Annotated in this window: 19 protein-coding genes; 11 read left to right on the forward strand and 8 right to left on the reverse strand. The window is 71.4% G+C overall.

Features of this window, described 5'->3' with window-relative positions; genetic code table 11:
- Positions 1-124: 124 nt before the first annotated feature.
- From groES to ACFFRH_RS24060, 3 genes are all read left to right on the forward strand, one after another.
- The gene (groES, locus tag ACFFRH_RS24050) at positions 125-436 is read left to right on the forward strand and encodes a co-chaperone GroES (RefSeq protein ID WP_329090052.1); all 312 of its coding nucleotides are present in this window, start codon (positions 125-127) and stop codon (positions 434-436) included.
- Positions 437-527: 91 nt separating this feature from the next.
- The gene (gene groL / locus ACFFRH_RS24055) at positions 528-2,147 is read left to right on the forward strand and encodes a chaperonin GroEL (RefSeq protein ID WP_344742954.1); all 1,620 of its coding nucleotides are present in this window, start codon (positions 528-530) and stop codon (positions 2,145-2,147) included.
- Positions 2,148-2,428: 281 nt separating this feature from the next.
- A complete protein-coding gene (locus ACFFRH_RS24060; protein ID WP_329090055.1) occupies positions 2,429-3,067 on the forward strand; it encodes a sigma-70 family RNA polymerase sigma factor in 639 nt (212 codons plus the stop codon).
- A gap of 246 nt (positions 3,068-3,313) precedes the next feature.
- Here the strand turns inward: ACFFRH_RS24060 and ACFFRH_RS24065 are convergent, their stop codons facing one another.
- Together ACFFRH_RS24065 and ACFFRH_RS24070 are read right to left on the reverse strand one after the other, a co-directional pair.
- Positions 3,314-3,691 (reverse strand): DUF5319 family protein, encoded by a 378-nt coding sequence (locus ACFFRH_RS24065; RefSeq protein WP_326635634.1) that lies wholly within the window; start codon positions 3,689-3,691, stop codon positions 3,314-3,316.
- A gap of 260 nt (positions 3,692-3,951) precedes the next feature.
- A complete protein-coding gene (locus ACFFRH_RS24070) occupies positions 3,952-4,962 on the reverse strand; it encodes a helix-turn-helix transcriptional regulator (protein ID WP_344742948.1) in 1,011 nt (336 codons plus the stop codon).
- Between the two features lie 530 nt (positions 4,963-5,492).
- Here ACFFRH_RS24070 and guaB point away from each other — a divergent pair.
- The 3 genes from guaB (at position 5,493) to ACFFRH_RS24085 (ending at position 9,303) form a co-directional block, all read left to right on the forward strand.
- The gene (guaB, locus tag ACFFRH_RS24075) at positions 5,493-6,974 is read left to right on the forward strand and encodes an IMP dehydrogenase (protein ID WP_344742947.1); all 1,482 of its coding nucleotides are present in this window, start codon (positions 5,493-5,495) and stop codon (positions 6,972-6,974) included.
- A 153-nt stretch (positions 6,975-7,127) separates the two neighbouring features.
- Positions 7,128-8,246, forward strand: coding sequence for a GuaB3 family IMP dehydrogenase-related protein (locus ACFFRH_RS24080; protein ID WP_344742946.1), 1,119 nt, complete (start codon positions 7,128-7,130; stop codon positions 8,244-8,246).
- Positions 8,247-8,370: 124 nt separating this feature from the next.
- Entirely contained in the window at positions 8,371-9,303 is a 933-nt protein-coding gene (locus tag ACFFRH_RS24085; protein WP_344742945.1) for a hypothetical protein, read from the forward strand.
- Positions 9,304-9,463: 160 nt separating this feature from the next.
- Here ACFFRH_RS24085 and nagA read toward each other — a convergent pair whose 3' ends face one another.
- Positions 9,464-10,600, reverse strand: a complete 1,137-nt coding sequence (nagA, locus tag ACFFRH_RS24090) for an N-acetylglucosamine-6-phosphate deacetylase (RefSeq protein WP_344742944.1) — start codon at positions 10,598-10,600, stop codon at positions 9,464-9,466.
- 325 nt (positions 10,601-10,925) lie between these two features.
- Between nagA and ACFFRH_RS24095 the strand changes: the two genes are divergently transcribed.
- Positions 10,926-12,668, forward strand: coding sequence for a glycerol-3-phosphate dehydrogenase/oxidase (locus ACFFRH_RS24095; RefSeq protein WP_344742943.1), 1,743 nt, complete (start codon positions 10,926-10,928; stop codon positions 12,666-12,668).
- 274 nt (positions 12,669-12,942) lie between these two features.
- On the opposite strand, the gene ACFFRH_RS24100 is transcribed toward ACFFRH_RS24095, so the two are convergent.
- Positions 12,943-15,855, reverse strand: a complete 2,913-nt coding sequence (locus ACFFRH_RS24100) for a M36 family metallopeptidase (RefSeq protein WP_386159645.1) — start codon at positions 15,853-15,855, stop codon at positions 12,943-12,945.
- A 204-nt stretch (positions 15,856-16,059) separates the two neighbouring features.
- Entirely contained in the window at positions 16,060-18,315 is a 2,256-nt protein-coding gene (locus tag ACFFRH_RS24105) for a beta-propeller domain-containing protein (RefSeq protein ID WP_344742939.1), read from the reverse strand.
- 107 nt (positions 18,316-18,422) lie between these two features.
- Between ACFFRH_RS24105 and ACFFRH_RS24110 the strand changes: the two genes are divergently transcribed.
- Positions 18,423-19,985, forward strand: a complete 1,563-nt coding sequence (locus ACFFRH_RS24110) for a succinic semialdehyde dehydrogenase (protein WP_386159739.1) — start codon at positions 18,423-18,425, stop codon at positions 19,983-19,985.
- Between the two features lie 124 nt (positions 19,986-20,109).
- The gene (locus tag ACFFRH_RS24115; protein WP_344748288.1) at positions 20,110-21,801 is read left to right on the forward strand and encodes a GMC family oxidoreductase N-terminal domain-containing protein; all 1,692 of its coding nucleotides are present in this window, start codon (positions 20,110-20,112) and stop codon (positions 21,799-21,801) included.
- 258 nt (positions 21,802-22,059) lie between these two features.
- On the opposite strand, the gene ACFFRH_RS24120 is transcribed toward ACFFRH_RS24115, so the two are convergent.
- Positions 22,060-22,350: a hypothetical protein gene (locus tag ACFFRH_RS24120; protein WP_386159650.1), complete on the reverse strand. Its 291-nt coding sequence runs from the start codon at positions 22,348-22,350 to the stop codon at positions 22,060-22,062.
- Positions 22,351-22,381: 31 nt separating this feature from the next.
- On the reverse strand, positions 22,382-22,849 hold the full coding sequence (locus ACFFRH_RS24125) for an Lrp/AsnC family transcriptional regulator (RefSeq protein ID WP_344748291.1): 468 nt from the start codon (positions 22,847-22,849) through the stop codon (positions 22,382-22,384).
- A 65-nt stretch (positions 22,850-22,914) separates the two neighbouring features.
- On the opposite strand from ACFFRH_RS24125, the gene ACFFRH_RS24130 reads away from it, so the two are divergent.
- The gene (locus ACFFRH_RS24130) at positions 22,915-24,312 is read left to right on the forward strand and encodes a pyridoxal phosphate-dependent decarboxylase family protein (protein WP_386159653.1); all 1,398 of its coding nucleotides are present in this window, start codon (positions 22,915-22,917) and stop codon (positions 24,310-24,312) included.
- 14 nt (positions 24,313-24,326) lie between these two features.
- Here ACFFRH_RS24130 and ACFFRH_RS24135 read toward each other — a convergent pair whose 3' ends face one another.
- Positions 24,327-24,734, reverse strand: coding sequence for a winged helix-turn-helix transcriptional regulator (locus ACFFRH_RS24135; protein ID WP_344748293.1), 408 nt, complete (start codon positions 24,732-24,734; stop codon positions 24,327-24,329).
- A gap of 84 nt (positions 24,735-24,818) precedes the next feature.
- Here ACFFRH_RS24135 and ACFFRH_RS24140 point away from each other — a divergent pair, with 84 nt between their 5' ends.
- Positions 24,819-25,718, forward strand: a complete 900-nt coding sequence (locus ACFFRH_RS24140) for an NAD(P)H-binding protein (protein WP_344748294.1) — start codon at positions 24,819-24,821, stop codon at positions 25,716-25,718.
- The last annotated feature ends 76 nt before the right edge of the window (positions 25,719-25,794 follow it).

A 25,794-nucleotide genomic window follows, 5' to 3' on the forward strand; every position in this document is an offset into this window, starting at 1 on the left:
GTTCCGTATTGGCACTCTCCCGGTGAGAGTGCCAAATACATGCGACGAGGCAGGTCTGACACCCGCGACGGCAGACCGCTGGTCGCCTCTTCTAGATCGTTCACATCTGAAGGGGAGGTCCGACGTGACGACCGCCACCAAGGTTCCCGTTAAGCCGCTCGGCGACCGCATTGTGGTCCAGCCGCTTGAGGCCGAGCAGACCACCGCTTCCGGTCTGGTCATCCCGGACACCGCCAAGGAGAAGCCGCAGGAGGGCAAAGTCCTCGCGGTGGGTCCCGGCAACTGGGATGAGGAAGGCGAGAAGCGCATTCCGCTCGACGTCAGCGAGGGCGACGTGGTCCTCTACAGCAAGTACGGCGGCACCGAGGTGAAGTACAACGGCGAGGAGTACCTCGTGCTCTCCGCCCGTGACGTGCTCGCCATCATCGAGAAGTAATTCTCAACTTCACAAAGATGACGTATCGAGCCCCGGGTCGCGAGAGCGCCCGGGGCTTTGATGCGCCGACGTACTTATAGAGAGGATTGTCATGCCGAAGACCCTGTCGTTCGAGGAGGACGCGCGCCGAGCTCTCGAGCGCGGCGTGAACGCTCTCGCGGACGCGGTCAAGGTGACGCTGGGCCCGCGTGGCCGCAATGTCGTCATCGACAAGAAGTTCGGTGCGCCGACCATCACCAACGACGGTGTCACCATCGCCCGCGAGGTCGAGCTGGAGGCGCCGTACGAGAACCTCGGCGCCCAGCTGGCCAAGGAAGTGGCGACCAAGACCAACGACGTCGCCGGTGACGGCACCACCACCGCGACCGTCCTGGCCCAGGCCATGGTCCGCGAGGGTCTGCGCAACGTGGCCGCCGGAGCGCAGCCGCTCTCCCTCAAGCGCGGCATCGACATCGCGGCCAAGGCCGTCAGCGACCGGCTCATCGAGTCGGCCCGCCCGGTCGAGGACAAGAAGGAGATCGCCAATGTGGCGACGATCTCCGCGCAGGACGCCAAGATCGGCGAGCTGATCGCCGAGGCGTTCGACAAGGTGGGCAAGGACGGTGTCATCACCGTCGAAGAGTCCAACAGCATGGGCCTGGAGCTCGAGTTCACCGAGGGTCTCCAGTTCGACAAGGGTTACCTGTCGCCCTACATGGTGACCGACCAGGAGCGCATGGAAGCGACCCTGGAGGACCCCTACATCCTGATCACCCAGGGCAAGATCGCCTCTGTCGCGGACTTCCTCCCGCTGCTGGAGAAGATCGCGCAGACGAAGAAGGCCCTGCTGGTCATCGCCGAGGACGTCGAGGGCGAGGCCCTCGCGGTCCTCGTCACGAACAAGATCCGTGGCACCTTCACCTCCGTCGCCGTCAAGGCGCCGGGCTTCGGCGACCGCCGCAAGGCCATGCTGCAGGACATCGCCATCCTCACCGGTGGCCAGGTCGTCAGCGAGGAGATCGGCCTCAAGCTGGAGCACGTCGGCCTGGAGGTGCTGGGCACCGCCCGGCGCGTCGTCATCACCAAGGACTCCACCACCGTCGTCGACGGTGCCGGTGAGGCCTCGGCGATCGCCGACCGCGTCAAGGAGATCAAGCTCGCCATCGAGCAGTCCGACTCCGACTGGGACCGCGAGAAGCTCCAGGAGCGCCTCGCCAAGCTCTCCGGCGGCGTCTGCGTGCTCAAGGTCGGCGCGGCCACCGAGGTGGAGCTGAAGGAGAAGAAGCACCGCCTGGAGGACGCCATCTCGGCGACGCGCGCGGCGATCGAGGAGGGCATCGTCTCCGGCGGTGGCTCCGCGCTCATCCACGTCTCCAAGGTCCTCGACGACCTGGGCCTCACCGGCGACGAGGCGACCGGCGTCTCCATCGTCCGCAAGGCGCTCGTCGAGCCGGCCCGCTGGATCGCGGAGAACGCCGGTCTCGAGGGCTACGTCGTGACGGCGAAGGTCACCGAGCTGCCCGTCGGCCAGGGCTTCAACGCCGCCACCGGCGAGTACGGCGACCTGATCGCCCAGGGCGTCATCGACCCGGTCAAGGTCACCCGCTCGGCCGTCCAGAACGCCGCCTCCATCGCCGGCATGCTGCTGACGACCGAGGCCCTCGTGGTGGACAAGCCCGAGGAGGAGGCCCCGGCCGCCGGCCAGGGTCACGGCCACGGTCACGGCCACTGATCGGTCACTGATCGATCATCGGTTCCGAACGGCTCGCGTCTCTCCGGAGGCGCGAGCCGTTCGCGTTTCGCGGTAAACCAAAAACGATCTCAGACGTCACGCTGGACAGAAGACCAAACGCGGTTCTCCCCGAATAGCCAACGTATTTGGCAATCGAATGAAATATTTGCACATTCTGTAGTCGTTGCCGTCGCCGTTCGATTACGCCCCGTTATCTCCGCCTCAATGTGACCAATCCGTAGCCGTTTGCGATGACGACAGTCACTATCAGGGCGGGCATCATGCCTAACGTGACCGAGGGATGCGTCGCCGACGCCAAAAATGGGGTGAGGCTTGCGACGAGGTCTGATGGGGTCGCCCACAGGGATGATCTCAAGGATCTGACGAGCCTCGCCGTTCAGGGGGATCGCACCGCGATCGAGTCTCTGATCGCGCAACTGCGGCCGATGGTCGTCCGATATTGCCGTGGTCGTCTGGGCCGGGTTTCCGGTCAGTATCACATCGCGGACGACGTGGCCCAGGAAGTATGCATAGCGGTGCTGTCCGCACTGCCCCGCTACCGTGACATGGGACGCCCGTTCGCGTCCTTCGTCTTCGGCATCGCGTCTCACAAGGTGGCCGACGCGCTGCGCAGCTCCGTACGATCCGCCGTGCCCACCCAGGATCTTCCTGACGGGCCCGACGAGGGTCCGGGGCCGGAGGAGACCGTGGTGCGTTACATCGAGGCCGAACACGCCCGCCGGCTGCTGTCGAGGCTGCCGGACAACCAGCGCGAGCTACTCATGCTTCGAGTGGTGTCGGGCCTTTCCGCCGAGGAGACGGGTAATGTACTTGGCATGTCACCAGGTGCGGTTCGTGTGGCCCAGCACAGGGCGCTGGCCCGGCTACGAGCGATGGCGGAGCTGGAGTCGATAGCTTGACCGCGGAGCCGTCGAGCAGGGGGCGCGAGCGGAGGCCCGAACCGCGGGACGGGGCTCGCGACGACCCGGAGCGAGAACGATCATGACAACGGTTCACCCGCGACGTCCGGCTCGGAGATACGGGCCGGACGAGGACCCGGCGGTAGCCGAGAGCGACGAGCTCGTGGAGGCGCTCTCCGGCAGGAGGCCCGTCTCCACCTCAGACGTCGCGGTCGCCCTGCTGGCGGCCCTGATCGACGACGTGGATCAGCGGTGTTCCTCGGTGTCGATCACGCCGTCCACGTAACCACGGGCGTATTCCCAGCTCACGTAGTCGGTGGGGTTGGGCTGGTAGGCGGGCTCGTGCACCTGGGGCTGGCCGTTCTCGATCATCTGGCGCAGGTTGCCGCGCAGCAGCTCCCAGTCGAAGTAGTGCTGTTCCCCGCATTCGGGGCAGTCGAGCACCAGGCCGAGCACACCCTGGGGCTCCAGCAGTGAGCGGAAGACCTCCACGTCGGCGAGGTCGGTCATGGCCTCGTCGCGCTCGTCCGTCGTCAGCGGCTCGGGATCGTCGGGATCGCCCAGCGCCGCCGCCGGGTCGTCGGGGTCATCCGCGAACGGGTCGCGAGGGACATCGTCGAGCACGATCCCACCTTATGGCCTGGATGTGACAGACAGGTTCCGAACTGCACGAGTAGGACGCTCCGGGGCGGCACGGGCAGGTCAGAGGCCCGGAGGCACCCGCATACGAAGGCTTCCGAGGGCGGGGAGGGCCGAGATTCCCGGTGCCACGGGCCACGGACCCGGTGCGCGGGGGTGCCCGGAAGTGGTATTGACCCGGTGTGCCCGACGGGTGGCAAGGACCCCGGTGTGCCCGGCCTCCCGACGGTGCGAAGCGAGAGACCCTAGGTGAGCCAGCCGCGCCGGGAGGCCTCCACGCCCGCCTGGAACCGGGACTGCGCCCCCAGCTCGGCCATGGCGTCGGCGAACCTGGCGCGCACCGTGCGGACCGAGACGCCCAGCTGCCGGGCGATCATCTCGTCGGGGACGCCCTGGCCGGCCAGCCGCAGCACCCTGACCACCCCGTCGTCGCGGTGGGTCCCGGGCAGGCGGGCCCCGCGGGCCCACAGCTCCTCGAAGAGCGAGCGCAGCGCGGCCACCACGACCGGAGCCCTGACCAGGTGGAAGTTGTAGGCGTTCTCGGCGAGCGCGCCGCCCCACCGGGCGGGCATGCCCGCGGCGTCGTCCCCCGCGACGAGGAACCAGCTGGGCACCGTGTCGAGGGTGCGCACCTCGGCCCCCGCCTCCTCGAACTGGTCCAGCTTGTCGCGCAGGCCGGGGATCTCCAGGGTGTGGACCGGGATGACGACCCGGCAGGAGAGCAGGCCGGTGCGCTGGCCGCCGATCCACTGGTCGGCGTAGCGGTGCGCGAAGTCGCTCATCGTCCGCCGGTCGGGGATGCTCGACAGCAGTTTCAGCGGTGGGGCCTGGACCGCCATGCCGATCACGCTCTCGTAGAGCTCGTCGGCGCCCCCGACCAGGTCCACGGAGAACTGGCCGGTCTGGTAGTCGCGTCCGGCGTCGTACTGGTGGATGAAGCCGCGGATCGAGCCGAGCACGGTGTCGATCCTGCGGCTCTCGGCGGCGAGCCGGTCCAGCCTCTCCGCGACCAGGTGGCCGAGGGCCGCGGCCGGGTGGCGGGCCAGGTACTCACCCCCCTGCTCGTCGACCACGCCCAGCCGTACCAGGGTGGCCAGCTCTCGGGCGAGCGGCTCGGGCGAGCGGTTGGTGGCCTGGGCGAGCTCGGCACAGGTGGCGCGGTGCAGGCGCAGGACCGCGTTGTAAAGGGCCGTCTGGGCCGGGGTGAGCCCCAGGCTCTCCAGCGGGTCGGGCAGTGTGGGTGTGTCGGTGCTCATCGGCGAGGGACTCCTGCAAGTGACACGAGGGTCTGGCGAGGATAACTCGGCGAATCGTCCCTGTCCGGGCGTTGCTCCTACTCGCAGGCCGTGGTGTGCAGCTTCGTGCAATTGCACGTTTCGACATTGCGAGACGAACGCATCGTGACGCACTCTTGACTCAGCGTCGGCACAAGGCGCGGATCACGCACCAGCCGGATGCGGAGGGGGGTTCGGTTGGCGTCAGGGCATCTCCGCGCCGATGCCGGTGATCCGGGGGGCCGAGCGGGTCACCGACCGCTCGGCTCCCCGCTTTTCCCCGGGTCCTCGGGGGCCCGTCCTTCCTCCGGGCCCCCCGGGGCCCCCGGCACTCCAGGTCGTCCGGCCCTCGGCGCCCCGGGTCTCCGGCACCCCAGGCCCTCCGGGCCCCCGGGGCCCCCGGGGACCGCCTTTTCCCCCGGGTCCACCAGGTTTGGCGCCAGACTCTAAACTGTGACCCGGGGGTCGGCGCCTTTCCCCGTCATGAGAGCGCCGCGGCAGGAGGGTTGCAGATGGCCAAGTTCACCGAGCCGGGGCTCACGTTCGACGACGTGTTGCTGGTTCCCGCGTATTCGGACCTGCAGCCGGGGCAGGCCGACACCACCACGCGGCTGTCACGGGGCATCACCCTGCGGATCCCGCTGGTCTCCGCGGCGATGGACACGGTCACCGAGGCCCGCATGGCGGTGGCGATGGCGCGCCAGGGCGGCATCGGCGTCCTGCACCGCAACCTGTCGATCGAGGACCAGGCCCAGCAGGCCGACCTCGTCAAGCGCTCCGAGGCCGGGATGGTCACCAACCCGGTCACCTGCTCCCCGGACGAGACGCTGGCCGACGTCGAGCGCCTCTGCGCGACGTACCGGATCTCCGGCGTCCCGGTGACCGACGAGACCGGCGTGCTCGTCGGCATCGTCACCAACCGCGACATGCGCTTCGAGACCGACGAGAACCGTCCGGTGCGCGAGGTCATGACCCCGATGCCGCTGGTCACCGCGCCGGTCGGGGTCTCCACCGACGACGCGTTCGCCCTGCTCAAGCAGAACAAGATCGAGAAGCTCCCGCTGGTCGACGCCGGGGGGCGGCTGCGCGGGCTCATCACCGTCAAGGACTTCACCAAGAGCGAGCAGTATCCCCTCGCCACCAAGGACGCCGACGGCCGGCTCGTCGTGGGGGCGGCCGTCGGCGTCGGCGGCGACGCGGAGAAGCGGGCGATCGCGCTCATCGAGGCCGGGGTCGACGTGATCGTGGTGGACGTCGCGCACGGCCACTCCAAGGGCCTCGCCGACATGATCGCCAAGATCAAGTCCAACAGCCGGGTCGAGGTGATCGGCGGCAACATCGCCACCCGTGCGGGCGCCCAGATGCTGGTCGACGCCGGGGTCGACGCGGTCAAGGTCGGGGTCGGGCCCGGCTCCATCTGCACCACCCGCGTGGTCGCCGGTGTCGGCGCCCCGCAGGTGACGGCGATCCACGAGGCCTCGCTGGCCGCCGGTCCCGCCGGGGTCCCGGTGATCGGCGACGGCGGCCTGCAGTACTCGGGCGACATCGTCAAGGCCATCGCGGCCGGGGCCGACACGGTCATGCTCGGCTCCCTCCTGGCGGGCTGCGAGGAGTCCCCGGGTGAGCTGATCTTCATCAACGGCAAGCAGTTCAAGTCGTACCGGGGCATGGGCTCGCTCGGCGCGGTCCGCAACCGTGAGCGCGGCGGCGCCTCCTTCAGCAAGGACCGCTACGCCCAGGGCGACGTCGGCAACGAGGACAAGTTCATCCCCGAGGGCATCGAGGGACAGGTCCCCTACCGCGGCCCGGTCGCCGCGGTGGCCCACCAGCTCATCGGCGGCCTGCGCCAGGGCATGTGGTACGCCGGGTGCCGTACGGTCTCCGACATGCACGTGCGGTGCGAGCTGATGCCGATCACGGCGGCCGGTCTCAAGGAGAGCCACCCGCACGACATCCAGATGACGGTCGAGGCTCCCAACTACCACGGTCGCTAGGGGCGGCCCGCGCCGGGCACGCGGGCGAACGTGGCGTGCGCCGCACGCACGGGACACCGCGCGCACGGCCGTACCGCATGGAACGTGGCGTGCAAGGCGCACGCATGGAACGCGGCGTGCGCTGTGCACGCACGGAACGGGAAAGACAGACATATGACTCAGGTGGAGATCGGCCGCGGCAAGAACGGCCGTCGTGCCTACGCGCTCGACGAGATCGGCATCGTTCCGTCCCGTCGCACCCGCGACCCGGAGGAGGTCTCGATCGCCTGGCAGATCGACGCCTACCGCTTCGAGCTGCCCGTCGTGGTGAGCCCGATGGACAGCGTGGTCTCGCCGAAGACCGCCATCGAGGTCGGCAGGCTCGGCGGTCTCGCCGTGCTCGACCTCGAAGGGCTGTGGACCCGGTACGACGACCCGATGCCGCTGCTGGAGGAGGTGGCCGAGCTCAAGGGCGAGCCCGCCACGAGGCGGCTGCAGGAGATCTACGACGCGCCGATCAAGGAGGAGCTGATCGGCCGCCGCATCGAGGAGATCCGCGCCGCCGGGGTGGCGACGGCCGTCCGGCTGTCCCCGCAGCGCACGGTCCAGTACCACAAGGCCGTCATCGACGCGGGCGTGGACATCTTCGTGATCCGCGGCACCACGGTCTCCGCCGAGCACGTCTCCGGCAGGGCCGAGCCGCTCAACCTCAAGCAGTTCATCTACGAGCTCGACGTCCCCGTGGTCGTCGGCGGGTGCGCCACCTACACCGCGGCCCTGCACCTGATGCGGACCGGCGCGGCCGGGGTGCTCGTCGGCTTCGGCGGCGGCGCCTCGCACACCACCCGCACGGTGCTGGGCGTGGTGGTGCCGATGGCCACCGCGATCTCCGACGTGGCCGCCGCCCGCCGCGACTACATGGACGAGTCCGGCGGCCGTTACGTCCACGTCATCGCCGACGGCGGAATGGGCACCTCCGGCGACATCGCGAAGGCGATCGCGGTGGGCGCGGACGCGGTCATGGTCGGCTCGCCGCTGGCGAGGGCCGTCGAGGCTCCCGGCCAGGGCTTCCACTGGGGTTCCGAGGCGCAGCACCCCGATCTGCCCAGGGGCAAGCGGGTCGAGTTCGGCACGGTCGGCACGCTGGAGCAGATCCTGCACGGCCCCTCCTCGGTGGCCGACGGCTCGATGAACCTGATGGGCGCGCTCAGGCGCACGATGGCCACCGCCGGATACTCCGACCTCAAGGAGTTCCAGCGGGTCGAGGTCGTCGTCGCCCCGCAGGTCGGCTGACATCTCGTCCGGCCTGTCGAGGCTCCGTGCGCGAACCCCCGGCCCGCCGGGCCGGGGGTTCGCCGTCTCCCGTACCGTCGGTAACCGAAATGACGCGCTTGAAGAAATCTGTGAGCATTCATACGTGCCAAATGACCGGGAGCTCCGGGGCGCCCTCAAGGAGGGGCCCTTCCACGTCGCGCTGCGCGCCGCGGTGGAGACCCGTGGGCTGACCCTGAGCGGGATCCGCCAGCAGCTCGGGGAACGCGGTCTGCGCGTCGGGATGACGAGCCTGAGCTACTGGCAACAGGGTCTGCGCCGTCCTGAGCGCCCCGAGTCGCTGCGCGCCGTGCGCGCCCTGGAGGAGATCCTCGTCCTGCCGCCGCGCTCCCTCATGGCCCTTCTCGGCCCGCCCCGGCCGCGCGGGCGGGACGCGGGGAAGCTGCCGGTGGGCGCCCTCCCCTACTCCGCGATCATGGATTCCTCCCAGACGCTGTCGGCGATGATCCACGATCTGAACGGGGTGGCCGACGACTGGCGCCTGCACATCGCCGGGATGTACGAGACGTTGCAGATCGGCCCTGACCGCAGCACCGTGCGGCGCGAGACGCTCCAGGTGGTGCAGGCGCACGAGGAGGCCACCGACCGCTACATCATGGTCTACCGGGGCGATCTGGGATGCGACGTGGAGCGCGTGCGCGTCCGGGCCCTGGAGGACTGCCGGGTCGGCCGGGTCCGCCGCGACGGGCCGACCGCCCTGGTCGTGGCGGAACTGCTGTTCGACCAGATGCTGCGCCCCGGCGAGACGCAGATCATCCGCTACGAGCTGGCCGACCCGAGCGGCGTGGAGACCGTCGAGTACGAGCGGGGCTTCCGGCACCCGGCCGGGCAGTACGTGCTCCGGGTGAACTTCACGCCGGAAGCCCTCCCGGTGCGCGTCCGGCGGTTCGCCCGCCAGGGCTCCGGCACCGGCGAACAGGACCTCGGCGAGCTCTCCCTCAACGCCCACAACGCCGTGCACCTGGTGGCCGGGTCGCTGGAACCCGGCCTGGTCGGCATCCGCTGGGACTGGTCCTGAGCCTGCCGCGCCCGGCTCGCGCGGCAGGCCCGGTCATCCGGTCATCCGGCCGGGCGGCGGGGCACCGGCCCGGACGGCCGGGGCTGGAGACCGGCCCGGGGGCACGGCGTCAAGGGCGCCGGCCCGGGGGCGGTGATCCGGGGGAGCGGGCTCAGCGGGCTCAGCGGGGTTCGGTGATCCAGGTGCCGCCGCGCATGACGCCGGAGACCTCCAGGTCGTCGGTGAGCACCACCAGGTCGGCCCGCTTGCCGACCGAGACGGAGCCCAGGCGGTCGGCGAGACCGAGAACCCGGGCCGGGGTGAGGGAGGCGATCTCGGACGCCTCGGACAGTGACAGGCCCACCTCGCGTACGGCGCGCCGGAACGCGACGTCCATGGTCAGGGTGCTGCCCGCGATGGTGCCGCCCTCGGCCAGCCTGGCTACCCCGTCCGCGACGTTCACCGTCATCGCGCCGAGCCCGTAGACGCCGTCGCCCATGCCCGCCGCCGCCATGGCGTCGGTGATCAGCGCGGTCCTGCCGGGACCGGCGACCTCGAAGGCGAGGCGCGTCATGGCCGGGTGCAGGTGCACGCCGTCGTTGATCAGCTCGACCGTGACGCGCTCGTCCTGGAGCAGCGCGGCGATCGGCCCGGGGGCGCGGTGGTGCAGCGGCGGCATCGCGTTGTAGAGGTGGGTCGCGACGCTGCCGCCCGCCTCGATACCGGAGATCGTCTGCTCGTAGGTGGCGTCGCTGTGGCCGAGGGCGGCGATCACGCCGTTGGCCACCGCCTCCCGTACGGTGTCCAGCGCGCCGGGCAGCTCGGCGGCGATGGTGATCATCCGCACGTGGCCGCGTCCGGCCTTGAGGAGCGCGGCGAACTCCCCTGGCGAGGGCTCGCGCAGCAGTGCCGGGTTGTGCGCCCCGCACCGGGCGGCGGAGATGTAGGGGCCCTCGAAGTGGATCCCGGCCAGCAGCCCGTCCTCGCACAGGTCGGCGAGGGAGGCGGCGCTCTGGGCCAGGTCGTCCAGGGACGCGGTGACCAGGCTGGCCATGAGCGTGGTGGTGCCGTGGCGGGCGTGCAGGTCGACGGCCCGGCTCGCCTGGTCCGGGTCGCCGGTGGGGAAGGAACCGCCCGCCCCGCCGTGGTTGTGGATGTCGACGAAGCCCGGCACGACGTACCGGCCGCCGAGGCCGAGCCCGGCGCCGGGGGCCGAGCCCTGGCCCACGTGGGTGATGCGGCCGTCTTCGATGGTGAGCCAGCCTTCGTGGACACCTTCGGGGGTCACGACGCGGGCGTCGGCGAGTGTGATGCTCATGCTCCCCATCCTCGCGGGTCCCCGGGAGAACCTGTTCCCGGCACTCCCGGAGCTCGGATCTCCCGCCGGAATCGTGCCGAGGTCGCGCCGGGAACGGTGTCGCGGAACGTGAGGAGCCGTTCCCTGTGTCCCGGCCCTTCCGGCCCCCTCCCGGGAGAGGGGATCCCGTACGTTGCTCTCCCTTGGGCATCTCATGGTGTTCCCGCTGTTCGCGGGGGTATGGCGTGAATCACCGTCGCCGTTTCCTACCGGTCGGTAATGGTGCCTAGGGTAGATGGGTAGATACCTCACGTAAGGCGACAAGCCGCACCCCAGGGGGTTGCACATGACGGCGCGAATGGGCACCGGACGGCTCGGTCCTGCCGAACGGTCCGCCGCACTGGCGCAGATGAGCGCCGAGGAACTCGACGTGGTGGTGATCGGAGGCGGGGTCGTCGGAGCGGGAGTCGCACTGGACGCGGTGACCCGCGGCTTGTCGGTCGGGCTGCTCGAGGCGCGCGACTTCGCCTCGGGCACTTCCTCCAGGTCGTCCAAGCTGATCCACGGCGGCCTGCGCTATCTGGAACAGCTCAACTTCGATCTGGTCAGGGAGGCGCTCCAGGAGCGGGCCCTGCTGCTGCAGCGGATCGCCCCGCACCTGGTGCGGCCGGTGCCGTTCCTGTTCCCGCTGACGCATTACGGCTGGGAGCGGCCCTACGTCGGCGCGGGACTGGCGCTGTACGACGCGATGGGCTTCTCCACCGGCCTCGCCCGGGGGGTGCCGGGCCACAGGCACCTGTCGCGTACGAGGGCGTTGCGGCTCGCGCCCGCGTTGCGCAAGACGGCGTTCTCCGGCGCGGTGCAGTACTGGGACGCCCAGGTCGACGACGCCCGCCACGTGATGACCACGCTGCGGACGGCGGCCATGTACGGGGCCAACGTCGCCTCGCGGGCCCAGGTGGTGGGTTTCCTGCGCGAGGGGGAGCGGGTCACCGGGGTCCGGGTGCGCGACCTGGAGGGCGGCAGGGAGTTCGAGGTGCGGGCCCGTCAGGTGGTCAACGCCACCGGGGTGTGGACGGACGACGTCCAGGAGATGGTCGGCGGGCGCGGGCAGATCCACGTGCGTGCCTCCAAGGGGATCCACCTGGTGGTGCCGCGCGACCGGATCCACTCGCTCACCGGGATCATCCTGCGCACCGAGAAGTCGGTGCTGTTCGTCATCCCCTGGGGACGTCACTGGATCATCGGCACCACCGACACCGCCTGGAAGCTGGACCGGGCCCACCCGGCGGCGTCGCGGTCGGACATCGACTACGTCCTCGACCACGTGAACGAGGTGCTCTCGGTCCCGCTCACCCGCGAGGACGTCGAGGGCGTCTACGCCGGGCTGCGCCCGCTGCTGTCGGGGGAGTCGGAGGAGACGTCCAAACTCTCCCGCGAGCACGTGGTGGCCCATCCGGTTCCGGGGCTGGTCATGGTGGCCGGGGGCAAGTACACGACATATCGCGTTATGGCGAAGGACGCGGTCGACGCCGTGGCCCACGGCCTGGACCAGCGGGTCCCGCCCTCCTGCACCGACCGGGTCCCGCTGGTCGGTGCCGAGGGCTACCAGGCGATGTGGAACTCCCGGCAGCGGCTGGCCCAGTCCTCCGGGCTGCACGTGGCCAGGATCGAACACCTGCTCCAGCGGTACGGGTCGATGATCGACGAGGTCTTGGCGCTGATCGAGCGGGACCCGTCGCTGGCCAAGCCGCTGACGGGGGCCGACGACTACCTCCGCGCGGAGGTGGTCTACGCGGCGACCCACGAGGGCGCCCGGCACGTGAACGACGTGCTGACCCGGCGTACGCACATCTCGATCGAGACCTTCCACCGGGGGCTGGGCGTGGTCGAGGAGACGGCCCAGCTGCTCGCCGAGCCGCTGGGCTGGGACGCCGAGCAGGTCAAGCGCGAGGTGGAGTACTACACCAAGCGCGTGGAGTCCGAGCGCCTCTCCCAGGAGCAGGACACCGACCAGGAGGCCGACGCCATCCGTCTCGGCGCCCCGGAGATCGTGCCGGTGGCCAGTCCCGAGACGAACCCGGTGTAAGCCCCTCGAGAGCCGGGCTCCGGTGCGGCCCTCGAAACGGGAAAGCCTCGCAACCCGGCCCGGCTCTCGAAACGGGAAAGCCCCGCAACCCGGCCCTCGGGAGCCGGGACATCCCGCAACCCGCTGTGGCCCCCGAAACGGAAAGGCCCCCGGGTCCCGAGAGACTCGGGGCCCGGGGACTCCTCCGGAGGGACTGACGGGACTCCGGAGGGGCTGGTGGGTGCCCGGGGGCCCGCCGGCCCCGGGGAGGGGCCGGCGGGAGGTTCCGGAGGGACTAGCGGGTGAAGGCCTGGAACTCGGCCGCGCGCAGGTGGTCCCTGACGGGGCTGGCCGTGGCGCAGTCGGTGGCGGAGTTGGGGTCGGCGTCCTGCTCACCGGCGTAGACCGGGTTGCCGGTGCACTGGGTGGAGACGGCCCGCAGGGTCAGGTGGGTCGCGGTGGTCGTGGGGATCTTGAAGGACTCGATCACCAGGTCGGCGCCACGGGGACGCGGCCTGCGCGTCTCGAAGGCGTTGGACGGGCTGGTGTAGACGACCGAGAAGGACGCCGGTGAGGAGCAGTCCTTCTTGGTGGCGTCGCAGGCCAGGACCTCGAAGGCGCGCAGGGCGCTGAAGCGGTTCTGGGTGCCCGGGTCGGCCGGGTCGGTGGCGGCGGGGGGCCTGAGCATGGCGCTGACCTGCACGCGGCGGATCTTCTCCGGCTTGGTCCCGGCCAGGTCCACGGTGACGGACTTGCCGGAGACCGGACCGGTGAGCGAGGCCCAGTTCGTCGCCTCCGTCTCGTCGATCAGCTTGGCCTGGTTGACGCCGTCGCCGGTCGCGGTGGCGCCCAGCGCCGCCGAGGCGAGGTTCTTCGGAATCGCGAGCGGGAGCGGCAGCTTCAGGCCGGGCAGCACCGCGAACTTCACCCGGGTGTGCCCGAACCCGTTGCCCGCGACCACGAAGTCGTAGATCCCCGGGGTCATCTCGACGGTGTCGCCGAGCGGGGTCGCCGGGTCGGTGTCGGCCACCGGCACGACGCGGCCCTCGTAGTCGCCGACGTACAGCCGCAGCGCGGCGTCCTCGGCGTCGAGCAGCGGCTTGAGCTGGATCTTCCCGTTCTTGCCGGCCGGGTCGACGAAGCTCGGCGTCGGGTCGGGGTCGTTGGCCCCGACGCTCGCCGCGCCCTGGCCGAGGCCGTGCTCGGCGAACGCGCGCCACATGATGGCCTGGTTCGCGCCGCCGAAGCGGATGGCGTCGGCCGCGAGCAGCGCGTCGCGGTGGTCGACGTAGCTGACCGCGCCGGAGGCCATCAGCAGCAGCGCGTCGAAGGAGACCTGCGCCCAGCGGCGGTTGCCGGGGCACTCCCCGAGCGGGGTCTTGCCGTCGGCGCACGCCTTCTGCTTCGCCGGGGTGCCCTGGCCGTACTTCTGCACGAAGGCCTTGCGCACGTCGTACTGGGTCGCCGACCAGATCTCACCGTCGGCGTGCACCTGCTGGCCGACGATGTCGTACGCGATGTCGCTGTAGTTCAGCGGGGAGTCGGACATGTCGTAGTTGCGGATGCCCGCCTTCTTGTCGCCGGTGACGTAGCCGCCGGTGACGTACGGGGTGTCGCCCGCGGGGCGGAAGCCGTACTCGGAGAGGTACTCCATCGCGAACAGGTCGGAGGTGCTCTCGTTCATCGCCCCGGCCTGGGCGCCGCTCCACCCGGCGTTCGGGCCGCCGATCATGCGGCCGGAGATCGCGTGGGTGTACTCGTGCCCGATCACCGACATGTCGTAGTCGCCGTCCACGCAGGGCGAGTAGAACGAGCCCGCGATCGGCTGCCACATGTACATGTTGGTGATGGGCGCGACCCCGTCGGGGCCGGTGATCTGGTTGGCGTTGTCGCGCACGCTGAGCACCCGGGCGCCCGCCTGGGCGTTGCCCTGCTCGGGGTCGCCGCCGAGGCCGCCGCGCTCGCCGTTGTCGTTCTGCATGTTCCAGGCGGTCTCGGTGAAGCCGAGCCGGTAGGACCAGTCGTGCATGCGGTTGTGCATGACGTGCAGGTTGGAGATGGCGGCTTCGAGGTCGGCCTCGCCGGGCTGGTCCAGGGCGGCCGGGTCGCACTTGGCCGTGTACCACTTGTTGGTCCACGGGTAGACGTACTCACGGTTCGGCGTGGTCACGTTGGTGCGGGTGCCGACGGAGAACGCGTCGCCGCTGGCGCGGTTCTCCACGGTCTTGGTGGCGTTGCTGACGCTCGTGTTCGCCGGGGTGTCCGTGGCGTGGTCGACGTCCCACGCCTTGCCGGTGGCCGGGTCGGCCCCGACCACGTCGCAGCCGGGACCGGCCTTGGCGCACCACGTCGCGCGGGTGTCGGTGCCGGAGTAGTCGGCCGGGGGATTGGCGGGGAACGCCTTCCAGCGGGGGTCGTCCGGCGCGCTGTGGTGGTCCACCAGGTTCTCGCGGGTCAGGATCTCGCCGCTGACCGCGTCCACGTGCGTCGTGTACGCGGCGGGCTCGCCCTCGCCGCCGCCGATCAGGGTGATCTGGAACGCGTTGTGCGTCCCGTCGGGTGCGGGCACCGCCGTGGCGGTGGCCTTCTTGACGGTGGCCGTGGCCAGGTCGATCCCGCCGTCCCTGGCCGCGATCTCCAGCGCCTGCCGTTCGGTGAGCCTGGCGGCGGGAGGCGCCTCGGAGGAGCGCGAGAGGGTCGAGGTGACGTGGAGGACCTTGCCGCCCTTCACGCCGACCACCACCTGGCCGTCCACGCCCGCGGGCAGGCCGCCGAATTTCTGCCGCAGGAGTACGGCGTACCCGTCCCCGATGGGGTTGGCGGCGACCTTCTCCAGCGCGTCCACGGCCTCGCCGGAGAGGCCGAAGAGGTTCTCGTTCGCCTTGAGGTAGGCCCGCGCGGCCCGCTCGGGGTCGGCGTCCAGGCCCTCGGCGAGGGGGGCGGAGCCGGTGATGACGGCCGGGGTGCCGAGAGCGTTCCACCGGATCGTCGCGGCACTCGCCGACGCCGACCTGGAGAGCGAGGTGGGGGGAGCGACGCTGCCGCGCCGGTTGTCCAAATCGGGCTTGGCGCCGTGTTCGGCCTGGAAGTCGTGGACCTTGGGGGGCCCGCCGCCGGGTTCGCCCTGGGCGACCCCCGGCAGGGGAATGACGAGCGCCGCGGTGGCGGCGGCGATGACGGTAACGCGTGACCAGGGTTTGGTCGGCACCGATCCTCCTGCGAAAGATGGCCGTCGCCGGCCACGCCACACGCGGATCACGTGTGTTGCGCAAGAGGTAACACCGATTCAAGTGTCATGACAAGATCTTGTAAAGGTGTACATGTCGGTGTTATGGGACGCCTCGGGGGAGCGCGTAGGTGAGTGCGCCCCCGGCGGTCGGCCGGGGGCGCGGGTCGTGGAGTCAGGGAAAGGTCAGGAGAAGGGGATCCAGGCCTGGTCGCTCAGGTCCCTCATGTCGCTGACCTTGAGGCCGAGGTCGGAGACCGTCCACAGGCTGTCGCCGACGACGACCGAGCGGCGGATGCCCGGGTCGTAGGCCATGCGGCCGTTCTCCACCGGCTCGGGCCTGGGATGGCTGACCGTGCCGGTCCGGTCGATCGCGGAGTCGTCGATCCTGAGGACCAGGGCGGTCCCGTTGGTCTGCTCGGTCCCGGTCCACGAGTTCACCGGGAGGACCGCCATCCCCGTCTTCGCCCAGTACAGGAAGGCGTGCGGGTCCCACTCGGCCTCGGAGCCCGAGTCCTTCTGGAACATCTGCGACAGGCGGCGCGGGTTGGCCGGGTCGCTGACGTCGAACAGGGAGACCTGGGTGCCGAGCGTGCGGCCCTGCTCGCTGGCCTCCTGGCCCACGCCGATCAGCCGCCCGTCGCCCGCCGGGTGCAGGTACGCCGAGTAGCCGGTGATCTTCAGCTCGCCCGTCCTCCTCGGTGCCGCCGGGTCGCGCAGGTCGAGCGTGTAGAGCGGGTCCACCTGCTTGAACGTCACCACGTAGCCGACGGGGCCGATGAAGCGGACCGAGTAGATCCGCTCTCCCCGCCCGAGGCCGCCGACCTCGCCGGTCTTGGCCAGGGTGTCGGCGTCGAGCACGTAGACGGCGCTGGAGGTGTCCGGCGCGGCCGGGGAGCCGGTCGGGGTGTCCGGGGAGCCGGTCGAGGTGTCCCGCGCGTCGGTCGAGGTGGTGGCGACCCGCAGGTGCCCCTCGTACTCCGACAGGGAGTACTGGTTGAGCAGCCTGCCGGAGACCTTGCCCGAGGCGACGTAGCGGGGTGCCCCGGCCGCGGTGATGTCGAACCGATGGATCTCGGTCTCCTCCGGCGGCGGCTCGGGGGCCGCCGTCGGAGGAACGGTGTCACCGGGCGGGAGAGTCGGAGACGGTGAGATCGTGATGGGCGTGGACGGGGTGCCGGAGAAGGTCACCGAGGGGACCGGGGCCGGCGAGACGGCCGAGGGCGTCGCGGGCTCGGGGAGCAGGCTCGGGGCCGGGTCGGCGTTCGAGACGGACGCCGGGGTGACGGTGGGGGCGGGCGACGAGTTCGGCGTCAAGGTCGGCGCGGTGGTCGACGACGCCTCGGGGACGGGGGTGACGGTCGCGGAGTCGGACGGCGAGGAGGTCGCCGGGGCGTCCTCGACGATCGCCGGGTCGATCGCCCGGGGCCACCACCAGCGCGGGTTGCTGGCCACGTAAAGGCTGGTGCCCGTCCCGTAGACGGTGTCGCCGTCGGCCGCGACGCCGATCGGGGCCGTCTCGGTGAGGGCCTTCGACAGGTCGAGGCTGTGCACGGTCAGCATCGACGTCCCGGTGTACTCCGCGGGGTGGCTGACCTGCCCGCAGTCGACCGTGCGGTCCGAGGTCACCCCGTCCGCGGACGTCAGCTCGTACTTCGGCAGCCACGCCTCGATCGGCGCCTTGGCGACGATCTCCGTGTTCCGCCGGGTGCGCTCGTTGTCCGACAGGCCGGGGTCGACGTCGGGGAACTCGATGCGCGGCTGGCTGCGCACCACGATCCGCACGGTCGAGCCGACCATCCTGGCGTCCACGTGGGCGCCGTCGGGGGTGAGCGAGCCGATCACCTTCGGTTTCCCCTCGCCCGACAGGTCGACGAGGACGTAGCGCGGTCCCGGGCTCGGCGCGCGCTTCGCCGACGCGCCGTACGGGATGATCCCGCCGCCGGAGAACAGCACCAGCGCCCGGTCACCGCTGAGCAGCAGGTCGGCCGGGACCCACGACTGCTCGGCGTCCACGAGCCTGAGCGTGCCGGTGACCTTCCTGGTCGCGGTGTCCACCACCCGCAGCACGCCGCGGTTCACGGTGACGACCCGGTCGCCGTCGGTCTTCACCAGGTCGGGCTCGTCGACCCCGGCCTCGTGCGTGTTCGTGGTGGAGTGCTCGGGAGCCCCGGTCGCCCGCTTGGCGGAGGCGTCCTGCGACTCCGCGTACATGACCACGGGGCCGCCGATGCCCCAGGGGCCGACGTTCCTCGCCGTCGCCGCGCGCAGGCCGGCCAGCATGTCGTCGCAGTCGCTGTAGGAGACGAGCTTGACGTTCCCCAGATCGACCGGCGCCGTCGCACGGCCCGCGGCGGTCTTCGTCTCCGTCGACGTGCACGCCGTGGCGAGCAGCGCGGCGGCGAGGGTGACAGCGCCGGCCGTACGAATCGATGTCCTCATGCCCCTACGACGGATCGGGAGGACATGTGGTTCAACACCTTGCTACCCGCCGGTAGTCAGGGTGCGCCTCCCACGATTACGCTGCGAACATGGCCGTTCCCCCTGAAATGACGCGGGCCGAGATGACACGGGTCCTCGCTCCCCGCATGATCGAACGCGTCGTGCGGCACGTGACCTCCGATGGTAAGACGCGGGAGATCACGGCGCCGTTCACCGGCGAGGTCCTCGCCGAGATGCCCGTCTCCACCGCCGACGACGTCCGCTCCGCCCACGCCGTGGCGCGGGAGGCACAGCGGGCGTGGGCGGCCCGGCCCGCGCGGGAGCGGGCCGAGCCCTTCCTGCGCCTGCACGACGCCATCCTCGACCGCCGCGAGGAGATCCTCGACGTGGTCCAGTGGGAGACCGGCAAGGCCCGCAGGCACGCCTTCGAGGAGGTCCTCGACGTCGCGGGCTGCACCCTCTACCACGCGCGGCGGGCCCCCGGCCTGCTGGAGCCGAGGCGACGGGCCGGGATCATGCCCGTCGCCACCAGGACCGTCGAGACGCGCCAGCCCCGGGGGACGGTGGCCCTGATCTCGCCGTGGAACTATCCGCTCTCGCTCGGCGTCACCGACGCCGTTCCCGCGCTGCTCGCGGGGAACGCCGTGGTCCACAAGCCCGACACCCAGACCGCGCTGTCCACGCTGTGGACGATCGACCTGCTCGTCTCCCTCGGCATGCCCAGGGAGATCTGGCAGGTCGTCCTCGGCGACCCCGCGGAGATCGGCGAACCGCTGCTCGACGGCGCCGACTACGTGGCGTTCACCGGCTCCACCCGGGCCGGCCGGAAGATCGCCGAGGAGGCGGCCAGGCGGCTGATCGGCTGCTCGCTGGAGCTCGGCGGCAAGAACCCGATGCTCGTGCTCGACGACGCCGACCTGGACGCGGCGACCCAGGGCGCGCTGCGCGCCTGCTTCACCAACGCCGGGCAGCTGTGCCTGTCCGTCGAGCGGCTCTACGTCCACGACTCCGTGCACGACGAGTTCGTGGCGCGGCTCGTGCGGCAGGTCGGGAACATGAGGCTCGGCGCCGGGCTCGACTGGAACGTGCAGATGGGCTCGCTCTCCTCCCGGCGGCAGCTGGAGGCGGTCGGCGCCCACGTGGACGACGCCGTCGCGAAGGGCGCCCGCGTCCTCGCCGGGGGGAGGGCCCGCCCCGACCTCGGCCCGCTGTTCTACGAGCCCACCGTCCTGGCCGACGTCGACGAGAGCATGGACCTGTGCCGGGCCGAGACCTTCGGCCCCGTCGTCGCGGTCTACCGCTTCGGCGACGACGACGAGGCGGTCGAGAGGGCCAACGACACCGCGTACGGCCTCAACGCCTCCGTCTGGACCCGCGACGTGCCGCGCGGGCGGGCGCTCGCCTCCCGGATCAGGGCGGGCTCGGTCAACATCAACGAGGGCTACGGCTCCGCCTACGCCTCCTACGACGCGCCCATGGGCGGCATGAAGTCCTCGGGCCTCGGCCGCCGCCACGGGTCCGAGGGGCTGCTGAAGTACACCGAGGGGCAGACCATCTCCAGCCAGGCGTCCTGGCTGGGCTTCGAGCCGGTCCTCGGCATGGCGTACGAGAAGTACGCCGACACCCTCGCGACCGCCTTCAAGGCCATGAAGACGCTCCGCCTGAAGTGAGGGCTCCGGTACCGCCGGGGTCGTCGGGGCCACCGGCGCCGTTGGGCCGCCGGGGCCGCCGGGGTCGGCGAAGGTCGTCCGGAAGGTCGTCCGGAAGGTCGTTCGAAGGGAGTAAGGGAGCGCGGTGTTCGACCACGACGTGCTGGTGATCGGATCGGGGTTCGGCGGGAGCGTCTCGGCGCTGCGGCTGGCGGAGAAGGGCTACCGGGTCGCCGTGCTGGAGGCGGGGCGCCGCTTCGACGAGACCACGCTCCCCAGGACCTCCTGGCGGGTCCGCGACTTCCTGTGGGCCCCGGCGCTGGGCCTGAAGGGGATCCAGCGCATCCACGTGCTCCGGGGCGAGAAGGGCGCCGGCGTGATGGTCCTGGCGGGCGCCGGGGTCGGCGGGGGCTCCCTGGTCTACGCCAACACCCTCTACGAGCCGCCGGACGCGTTCTTCCGGGACGCCCAGTGGGCGTCCATCACCGACTGGAAGGCCGAGCTGGCCCCGTACTACGACCAGGCCTCGCGCATGCTGGGCGTGACGCCCAACCCGACGGTCACCCCGGCCGACAGGGTGGTGCGCGCGGTCGCCGAGCGGATGGGCGTGGGCGACACCTTCCACCTGGCGCCGGTCGGCGTCTTCTTCGGCGCCCCGGGCGTGGAGGTGGACGACCCCTACTTCGGCGGCGCGGGGCCGCGCCGCAGCGGCTGCACCGAGTGCGGCGAGTGCATGACGGGCTGCCGCCACGGTGCCAAGAACACACTGGTCAAGAACTACCTCCACCTGGCGGAGCGGGCCGGGGCCGAGGTTCTCCCCGAGACCACGGTCACCTCGGTCGTCCCGGTGGACGGCGGCTACCGGGTCGAGACGCGCGCGACGGGCGCGCCCTGGCGCCGTCGCGCGCTCACCGCCGAGCACGTGGTCTTCGCGGCGGGGACGTACGGCACCCAGCGCCTGCTGCACCGGCTCAAGGCTTCGGGTGCGCTGCCCCTGCTCTCCGACCGCCTGGGTACCCTCACCAGGACCAACTCCGAGGCGCTGCTCGGGTTCGAGCGCCTCTCGGTCGAGGGGGAGAAGCTCAACCGGGGAGTGGCGATCACCTCCTCGATCCATCCCGACGCCCACACGCACATCGAGCCGGTCCGCTACGGGGACGGTTCCAACGCCATGGGCATGCTCCGCACCCTGCTCGTCGACGGCGGCGGCGCCCCGCGCTGGCTGAGGTTCCTCGGTGAGGCCCTGCGCGCGCCCCACCGGGTGGCGAGGCTGTTCAACCACCGCCGGTGGTCCGAGCGCGGCATCATCGCACTGGTCATGCAGGCGAAGGACAACTCGATCACCCTGTCCGCGCGAAGGGGGCCGTTCGGCCGGAGGCTGCGCGCGGAGCGCGGCCACGGCGAGCCCAACCCCACCTGGCTGCCCGCGGGCCACGAGTTCGTCCGGCACGCGGCCGAGGAGGTCGGCGGCATCCCCGCGGGCTCCTGGCTCGACTTGTTCGACATCCCGGCCACCGCCCACTTCCTGGGCGGTTGCGCCATCGGCGCCGGGCGCGACACCGGGGTGATCGACCCCTACCACCGCGTCCACGGCTACGAGGGCCTGCACGTCGTCGACGGCTCCGCGGTCTCCGCCAACCCGGGCGTCAACCCCTCCCTCACCATCACCGCCCAGGCCGAGCGCGCCATGGCGCTGTGGCCCAACCGGGGAGAGGCGGACACCCGCCCGGCCCAGGGGTCCCCGTACGCCCGCCTGTCGCCTGTCGCCCCCAAGCGCCCCGCCGTCCCGGCCGCCGCCCCCGGAGCCCTGCGCCTGCCCATCGTCGGCATCACCTGACGGGAGACGCCGTTCGTGCCGTTCGTGCCGTTCGTGGCCACGGCCCGCAGCTGAAGTCCCGATGCGCGGTTTGGAACAACTCCCCAGCCGTCGTCCTGAGGCCGGGAGCCGGGCGGTGAACGGTCACGGCGATCGCGTCCCGGTTGGCCGGATGTCGTGAATCCGACCGGCGGCTTCCCGTCGTCGGCATCACTTGGAAATACTTCGCCTGACACGGTACGCGAAGGCGGGTGGCGAGCCGGCGATCAAGGGCCGATGTCAGGCCATCGCATGGTGGAGGCGCTCGCGATCCTTCTCCGGAAGCCGCTGCTGGAGGCGCCGGGCGCGGATGAGTGAATCCGCGATCTCGCACACCTCGGCGAGCTCCACTTCCACGGGCGAGACCTCGGCGAGGCGGTTCTCGTGGGGCCAGGTCGCCACTTCCGCCCACGACCACAGGCTCACGCGGGGACGCCGCACCTTCGGTTCGGGAAAGCCTCCCGGCCCGCGGCGTCCGACGGCCCAGTGATCGGCTGTGGCGAAGGTCCGGCCGGTACGGTCGGCGATCAAGGAGTCTTCCTTTCAATCGAGAAGGGTGCGGTCAGCCGGCGGGCCGCTGGACGGGCTGGGTCTCGGTCCGGTAGATGAGGGTCGTCTCGACGTGCACGATCTCGGGCCGGATCAGGAACTTCTCCAGGAGCAGGCGGTGCAGGCGGTCGGCGTCGGCGACCGCCACGTGGACCAGGAAGTCCTGGGGGCCGGCCACGTGGAACAGGGCGATGGTCTCGGGCAGGCCCAGGACGAAGGCCCGCAGCGGGTCGACGAGCTGGCTGGTGTGCGGCCGGACCCGCAGGGCGAGCAGCGCCTGCAGGGGACGGCCCAGCGTCGCCGGGTCGACCTCGGCGCGGAAGGCGCCGATCACCCCGCGCCTCCGCAGGGAGCGCACGCGCTCCAGCGCCGTGGAGGGGGCGACGCCCACCCGTTCGGCGAGGTCCTTGTTGGGGAGCCGCGCATCCTTCTGCAGCTCGGTCAGAATCCGCCGGTCCACCGAATCCAGTTCGACGTTCACCGGGTTCACCTCCGTGGAATTCGGCTCACGTGGCGAGTCATCGTGAATTCCACCAGTATCCCCGTGTGACGTGGAATGTTGAGGAATTCGTGAACGCGGCGGCCGTGACCGTCGACGAACTGGCCGCCTACGTCGACGAGAGCCAGCGGGGCGTGCCGCGCGTCGTCGGCCGCCGGCCCCCCGGTGAGCTGGCCGAACGGCTCGGGCTCGCCCGGTGGATCCGCGAGGGCGGGATGACCGTCGACGACCACGCGGGGTTCCTGCGCACCTACCTCGCCGAGGGCACCCGGCTGCACCATCCCGCCTACCTCGGGCACCAGGTCGCCGCTCCCGACTTCCCGGCCGCCCTCGCCGACCTCGTCCACGGCGTGAGCAACAACCCGATGGCGATCTACGAGATGGGCGCCTCCGCGGCGACGGTCGAGTTCGAGGTGCTGCGCTGGATGCTGGGCAAGGTCGGTTTCGGCGAGTCGGGCGGCGGGGTGCTGACCCACGGGGGATCGCTGGCCAACCTCACCGCGCTGCTCGCCGCGCGGGCGTCGGTGGCCCCGGAGGCGTGGACCGAGGGCGTCCCCGGCGACCTCGCGCTGCTCGCCCCGGCGTCGTCGCACTACTCGCTCACCCGCGCCGCCGCGATCCTCGGGCTGGGGGAGCGCGCGGTCATGCCGCTGGACGTGGACGGGCTCGGCAGGATCGACGTCGCCCGCCTGCCCGAGGCCCTGGAACGGGTGCGCCGGGCGGGGCGCCGGCCGATGGCCCTGGTGGCGAACGCCTGCGCGACCGGGACCGGCCTCCACGACGACCTGCGCGGGATCGGGGGGTTCTGCGCCGCCAACGGCGTCTGGTTCCACGTGGACGGCGCCCACGGGGCCTCCGCGCTGCTCTCCGAGAAGCACCGCCACCTGCTCGACGGGATCGACCTCGCCGACTCGCTGATCTGGGACGCGCACAAGATGCTGCGTACCTCCAGTCTGGCCGCGGCGGTGCTGACCCGGCGCGAGGGCGACCTGGACGCGGCCTTCCGGCAGCGGGCCAGTTACCTGTTCTACGGGGAGCAGGGCTTCGACCTCATCGGCAGGACCGTGGAGTGCAGCAAGGCCGAGCTGGGCCTGAAGGTCTTCCTCAACCTGGCCTGGCGGGGCGAACGGGGCCTGGGCGAGTACGTCGCGCGCCGGTACGCCACTGCGCACCGCTTCTGGGAACTGGCCCGCGAGCGGCCGGGCTTCGAGTGCCCGTACGAGCCGGAGAGCAACATCGTCTGCTTCCGGTACGGCACCGGCGACCAGGCGGACATCCGCGAGCGCCTGATGGAGGACGGCGCCTTCCACCTGACCTCGGCGGAGGTCGGCGGGGTCCGCCATCTGCGGATCACCGTGATGGCCCCCGCCACGGACGACAAGACGCTGGAGGCGTTGCTCGACCGGATCGCCGGGGCGGAGGAGGCCACGGCCGGTTCCCGGTGAGACCCCGGCGGGCCTCAGTGGATTCCGGAACCGGGGTGGGCGGCGTCCCAGCGGCGGCGCGACTCGGCGATGCCGTCGCGGTGCTCGGCCGACCAGTCGGCGAGGGCCCGCACCAGGTGGGTGAGGCTGTGGCCGGTCGGGGTCAGCTCGTAGTCGACCTGCGGCGGGACGACGGCGTGGACGGTCCTGGAGATCAGGCCGTCGCGCTCCAGGCGCCGCACGGTCAGGGTGAGCATCCGCTGCGAGATGCCGGGCACGGCCCGCTGGAGCTCGCGGAACCGGCGCACCCCCTGGGCCAGCTCCACGACCACCAGCACCGACCACTTGTCGCCGATCCGGTCGAGGACCTCGCGGATGCCGCAGTCCTCGCCCCCGCAGGAGACGACCGGCTCCGTGGTTACCTCCGTGTGCCCGACTGACATCGAAGTGCCTCCTTATGCCACGTGTCCTGGTTCTCGATGATGGACCCGGTTACCGAAGAGAACCAACTACGCGGGGGAGATCCCATGATTCTCATGACGGGGGCGACGGGCGCACTGGGGCGGCTCGTCGCCGCGCGGCTGGCCGGGCGGGACGACGTGGCGATCGGCAGCCGCGCCCCGGATACGGTCCCCGCGGGGAGACCGGCCAGGCTGATCGACTTCGAGCATCCCGCCTCGCTGGCGGAGGGGTTCGCCGGGGTGGACACGCTGCTGATGATCTCCGCGGGCTACGGCGAGGACGACGTGGTGATCGCCAGGCACGGCGCGGCGATCGAGGCGGCGGAGAAGGCCGGGGTCGCGCACATCGTCTACACCAGCCTCAGCGGCGCCGGGGACCACCTGGCCTACGCGCTCGCCCACCGCTGGACCGAGCGCAGGCTCCGCGAGGGGACCGCGGGCTGGACGATCCTGCGCAACGGCCTCTACGCCGAGCTGCTGGCGACGCTCGCGCCCGTCGTGGACGGCAGGATCACCGCGCCGCTGGGCTCCGGGCGGCTGGCCGCGGTGGCCCGCGAGGACCTGGCCGACGTGGCCGCCCTGGTCGCGACCGGTGCCTCCGCGCACACGGGCCGGACCTACGAGCTGGTCGGGGAGGAGGCGGTCGGCGGCGCGGAGCTGGCCGCGGCCCTCACCGAGGCCACGGGGGACGCCGTCTCGTACGAGCCGGGCACCCTGGCCGGGGCCCGCGAGGCGTTCACCGCCCTCGGCCTGGCGCCCTTCCAGGTCCCGATGCTGACGAGCACCTACTCCTCGATCGCGAACGGGTTCATGGACACGACGGGCGGCGACCTGCGGAGCCTGCTCGGCCGGGCGCCCAGGCCGGCCCTGGAGGTCATCGTCGCGGGACTTCGCGAACAGGGCCGGGACGCGGGCCGGCCGAAGGGCCCCCTGCCCGGCCGCGGAGAGGGCAGGGGGCCCGTGTGATCAGTTGTCGGTGCAGAACATGTGGATCCGGCAGTTCGTGAGACGGCCCGCCTCGCTGGAGGCCGGCTCGCGCTCC

Origin of the sequence: Streptosporangium vulgare, assembly GCF_042428775.1 — a bacterium.
Lineage (GTDB): Bacteria > Actinomycetota > Actinomycetes > Streptosporangiales > Streptosporangiaceae > Streptosporangium > Streptosporangium vulgare.

Bases quoted from the DNA above. Each gene is read 5' to 3' on its own strand.
- groL (WP_344742954.1), top strand. From the start codon at position 528: ATGCCGAAGACCCTGTCGTTCGAGGAGGACGCGCGCCGAGCTCTCGAG.
- ACFFRH_RS24060 (WP_329090055.1), top strand. From the start codon at position 2,429: ATGCCTAACGTGACCGAGGGATGCGTCGCCGACGCCAAAAATGGGGTG.
- ACFFRH_RS24070 (WP_344742948.1), bottom strand. From the start codon at position 4,962: ATGAGCACCGACACACCCACACTGCCCGACCCGCTGGAGAGCCTGGGG.
- guaB (WP_344742947.1), top strand. From the start codon at position 5,493: ATGGCCAAGTTCACCGAGCCGGGGCTCACGTTCGACGACGTGTTGCTG.
- ACFFRH_RS24080 (WP_344742946.1), top strand. From the start codon at position 7,128: ATGACTCAGGTGGAGATCGGCCGCGGCAAGAACGGCCGTCGTGCCTAC.
- nagA (WP_344742944.1), bottom strand. From the start codon at position 10,600: ATGAGCATCACACTCGCCGACGCCCGCGTCGTGACCCCCGAAGGTGTC.
- ACFFRH_RS24095 (WP_344742943.1), top strand. From the start codon at position 10,926: ATGACGGCGCGAATGGGCACCGGACGGCTCGGTCCTGCCGAACGGTCC.
- ACFFRH_RS24105 (WP_344742939.1), bottom strand. From the start codon at position 18,315: ATGAGGACATCGATTCGTACGGCCGGCGCTGTCACCCTCGCCGCCGCG.
- ACFFRH_RS24110 (WP_386159739.1), top strand. From the start codon at position 18,423: ATGACGCGGGCCGAGATGACACGGGTCCTCGCTCCCCGCATGATCGAA.
- ACFFRH_RS24135 (WP_344748293.1), bottom strand. From the start codon at position 24,734: ATGTCAGTCGGGCACACGGAGGTAACCACGGAGCCGGTCGTCTCCTGC.
- ACFFRH_RS24140 (WP_344748294.1), top strand. From the start codon at position 24,819: ATGATTCTCATGACGGGGGCGACGGGCGCACTGGGGCGGCTCGTCGCC.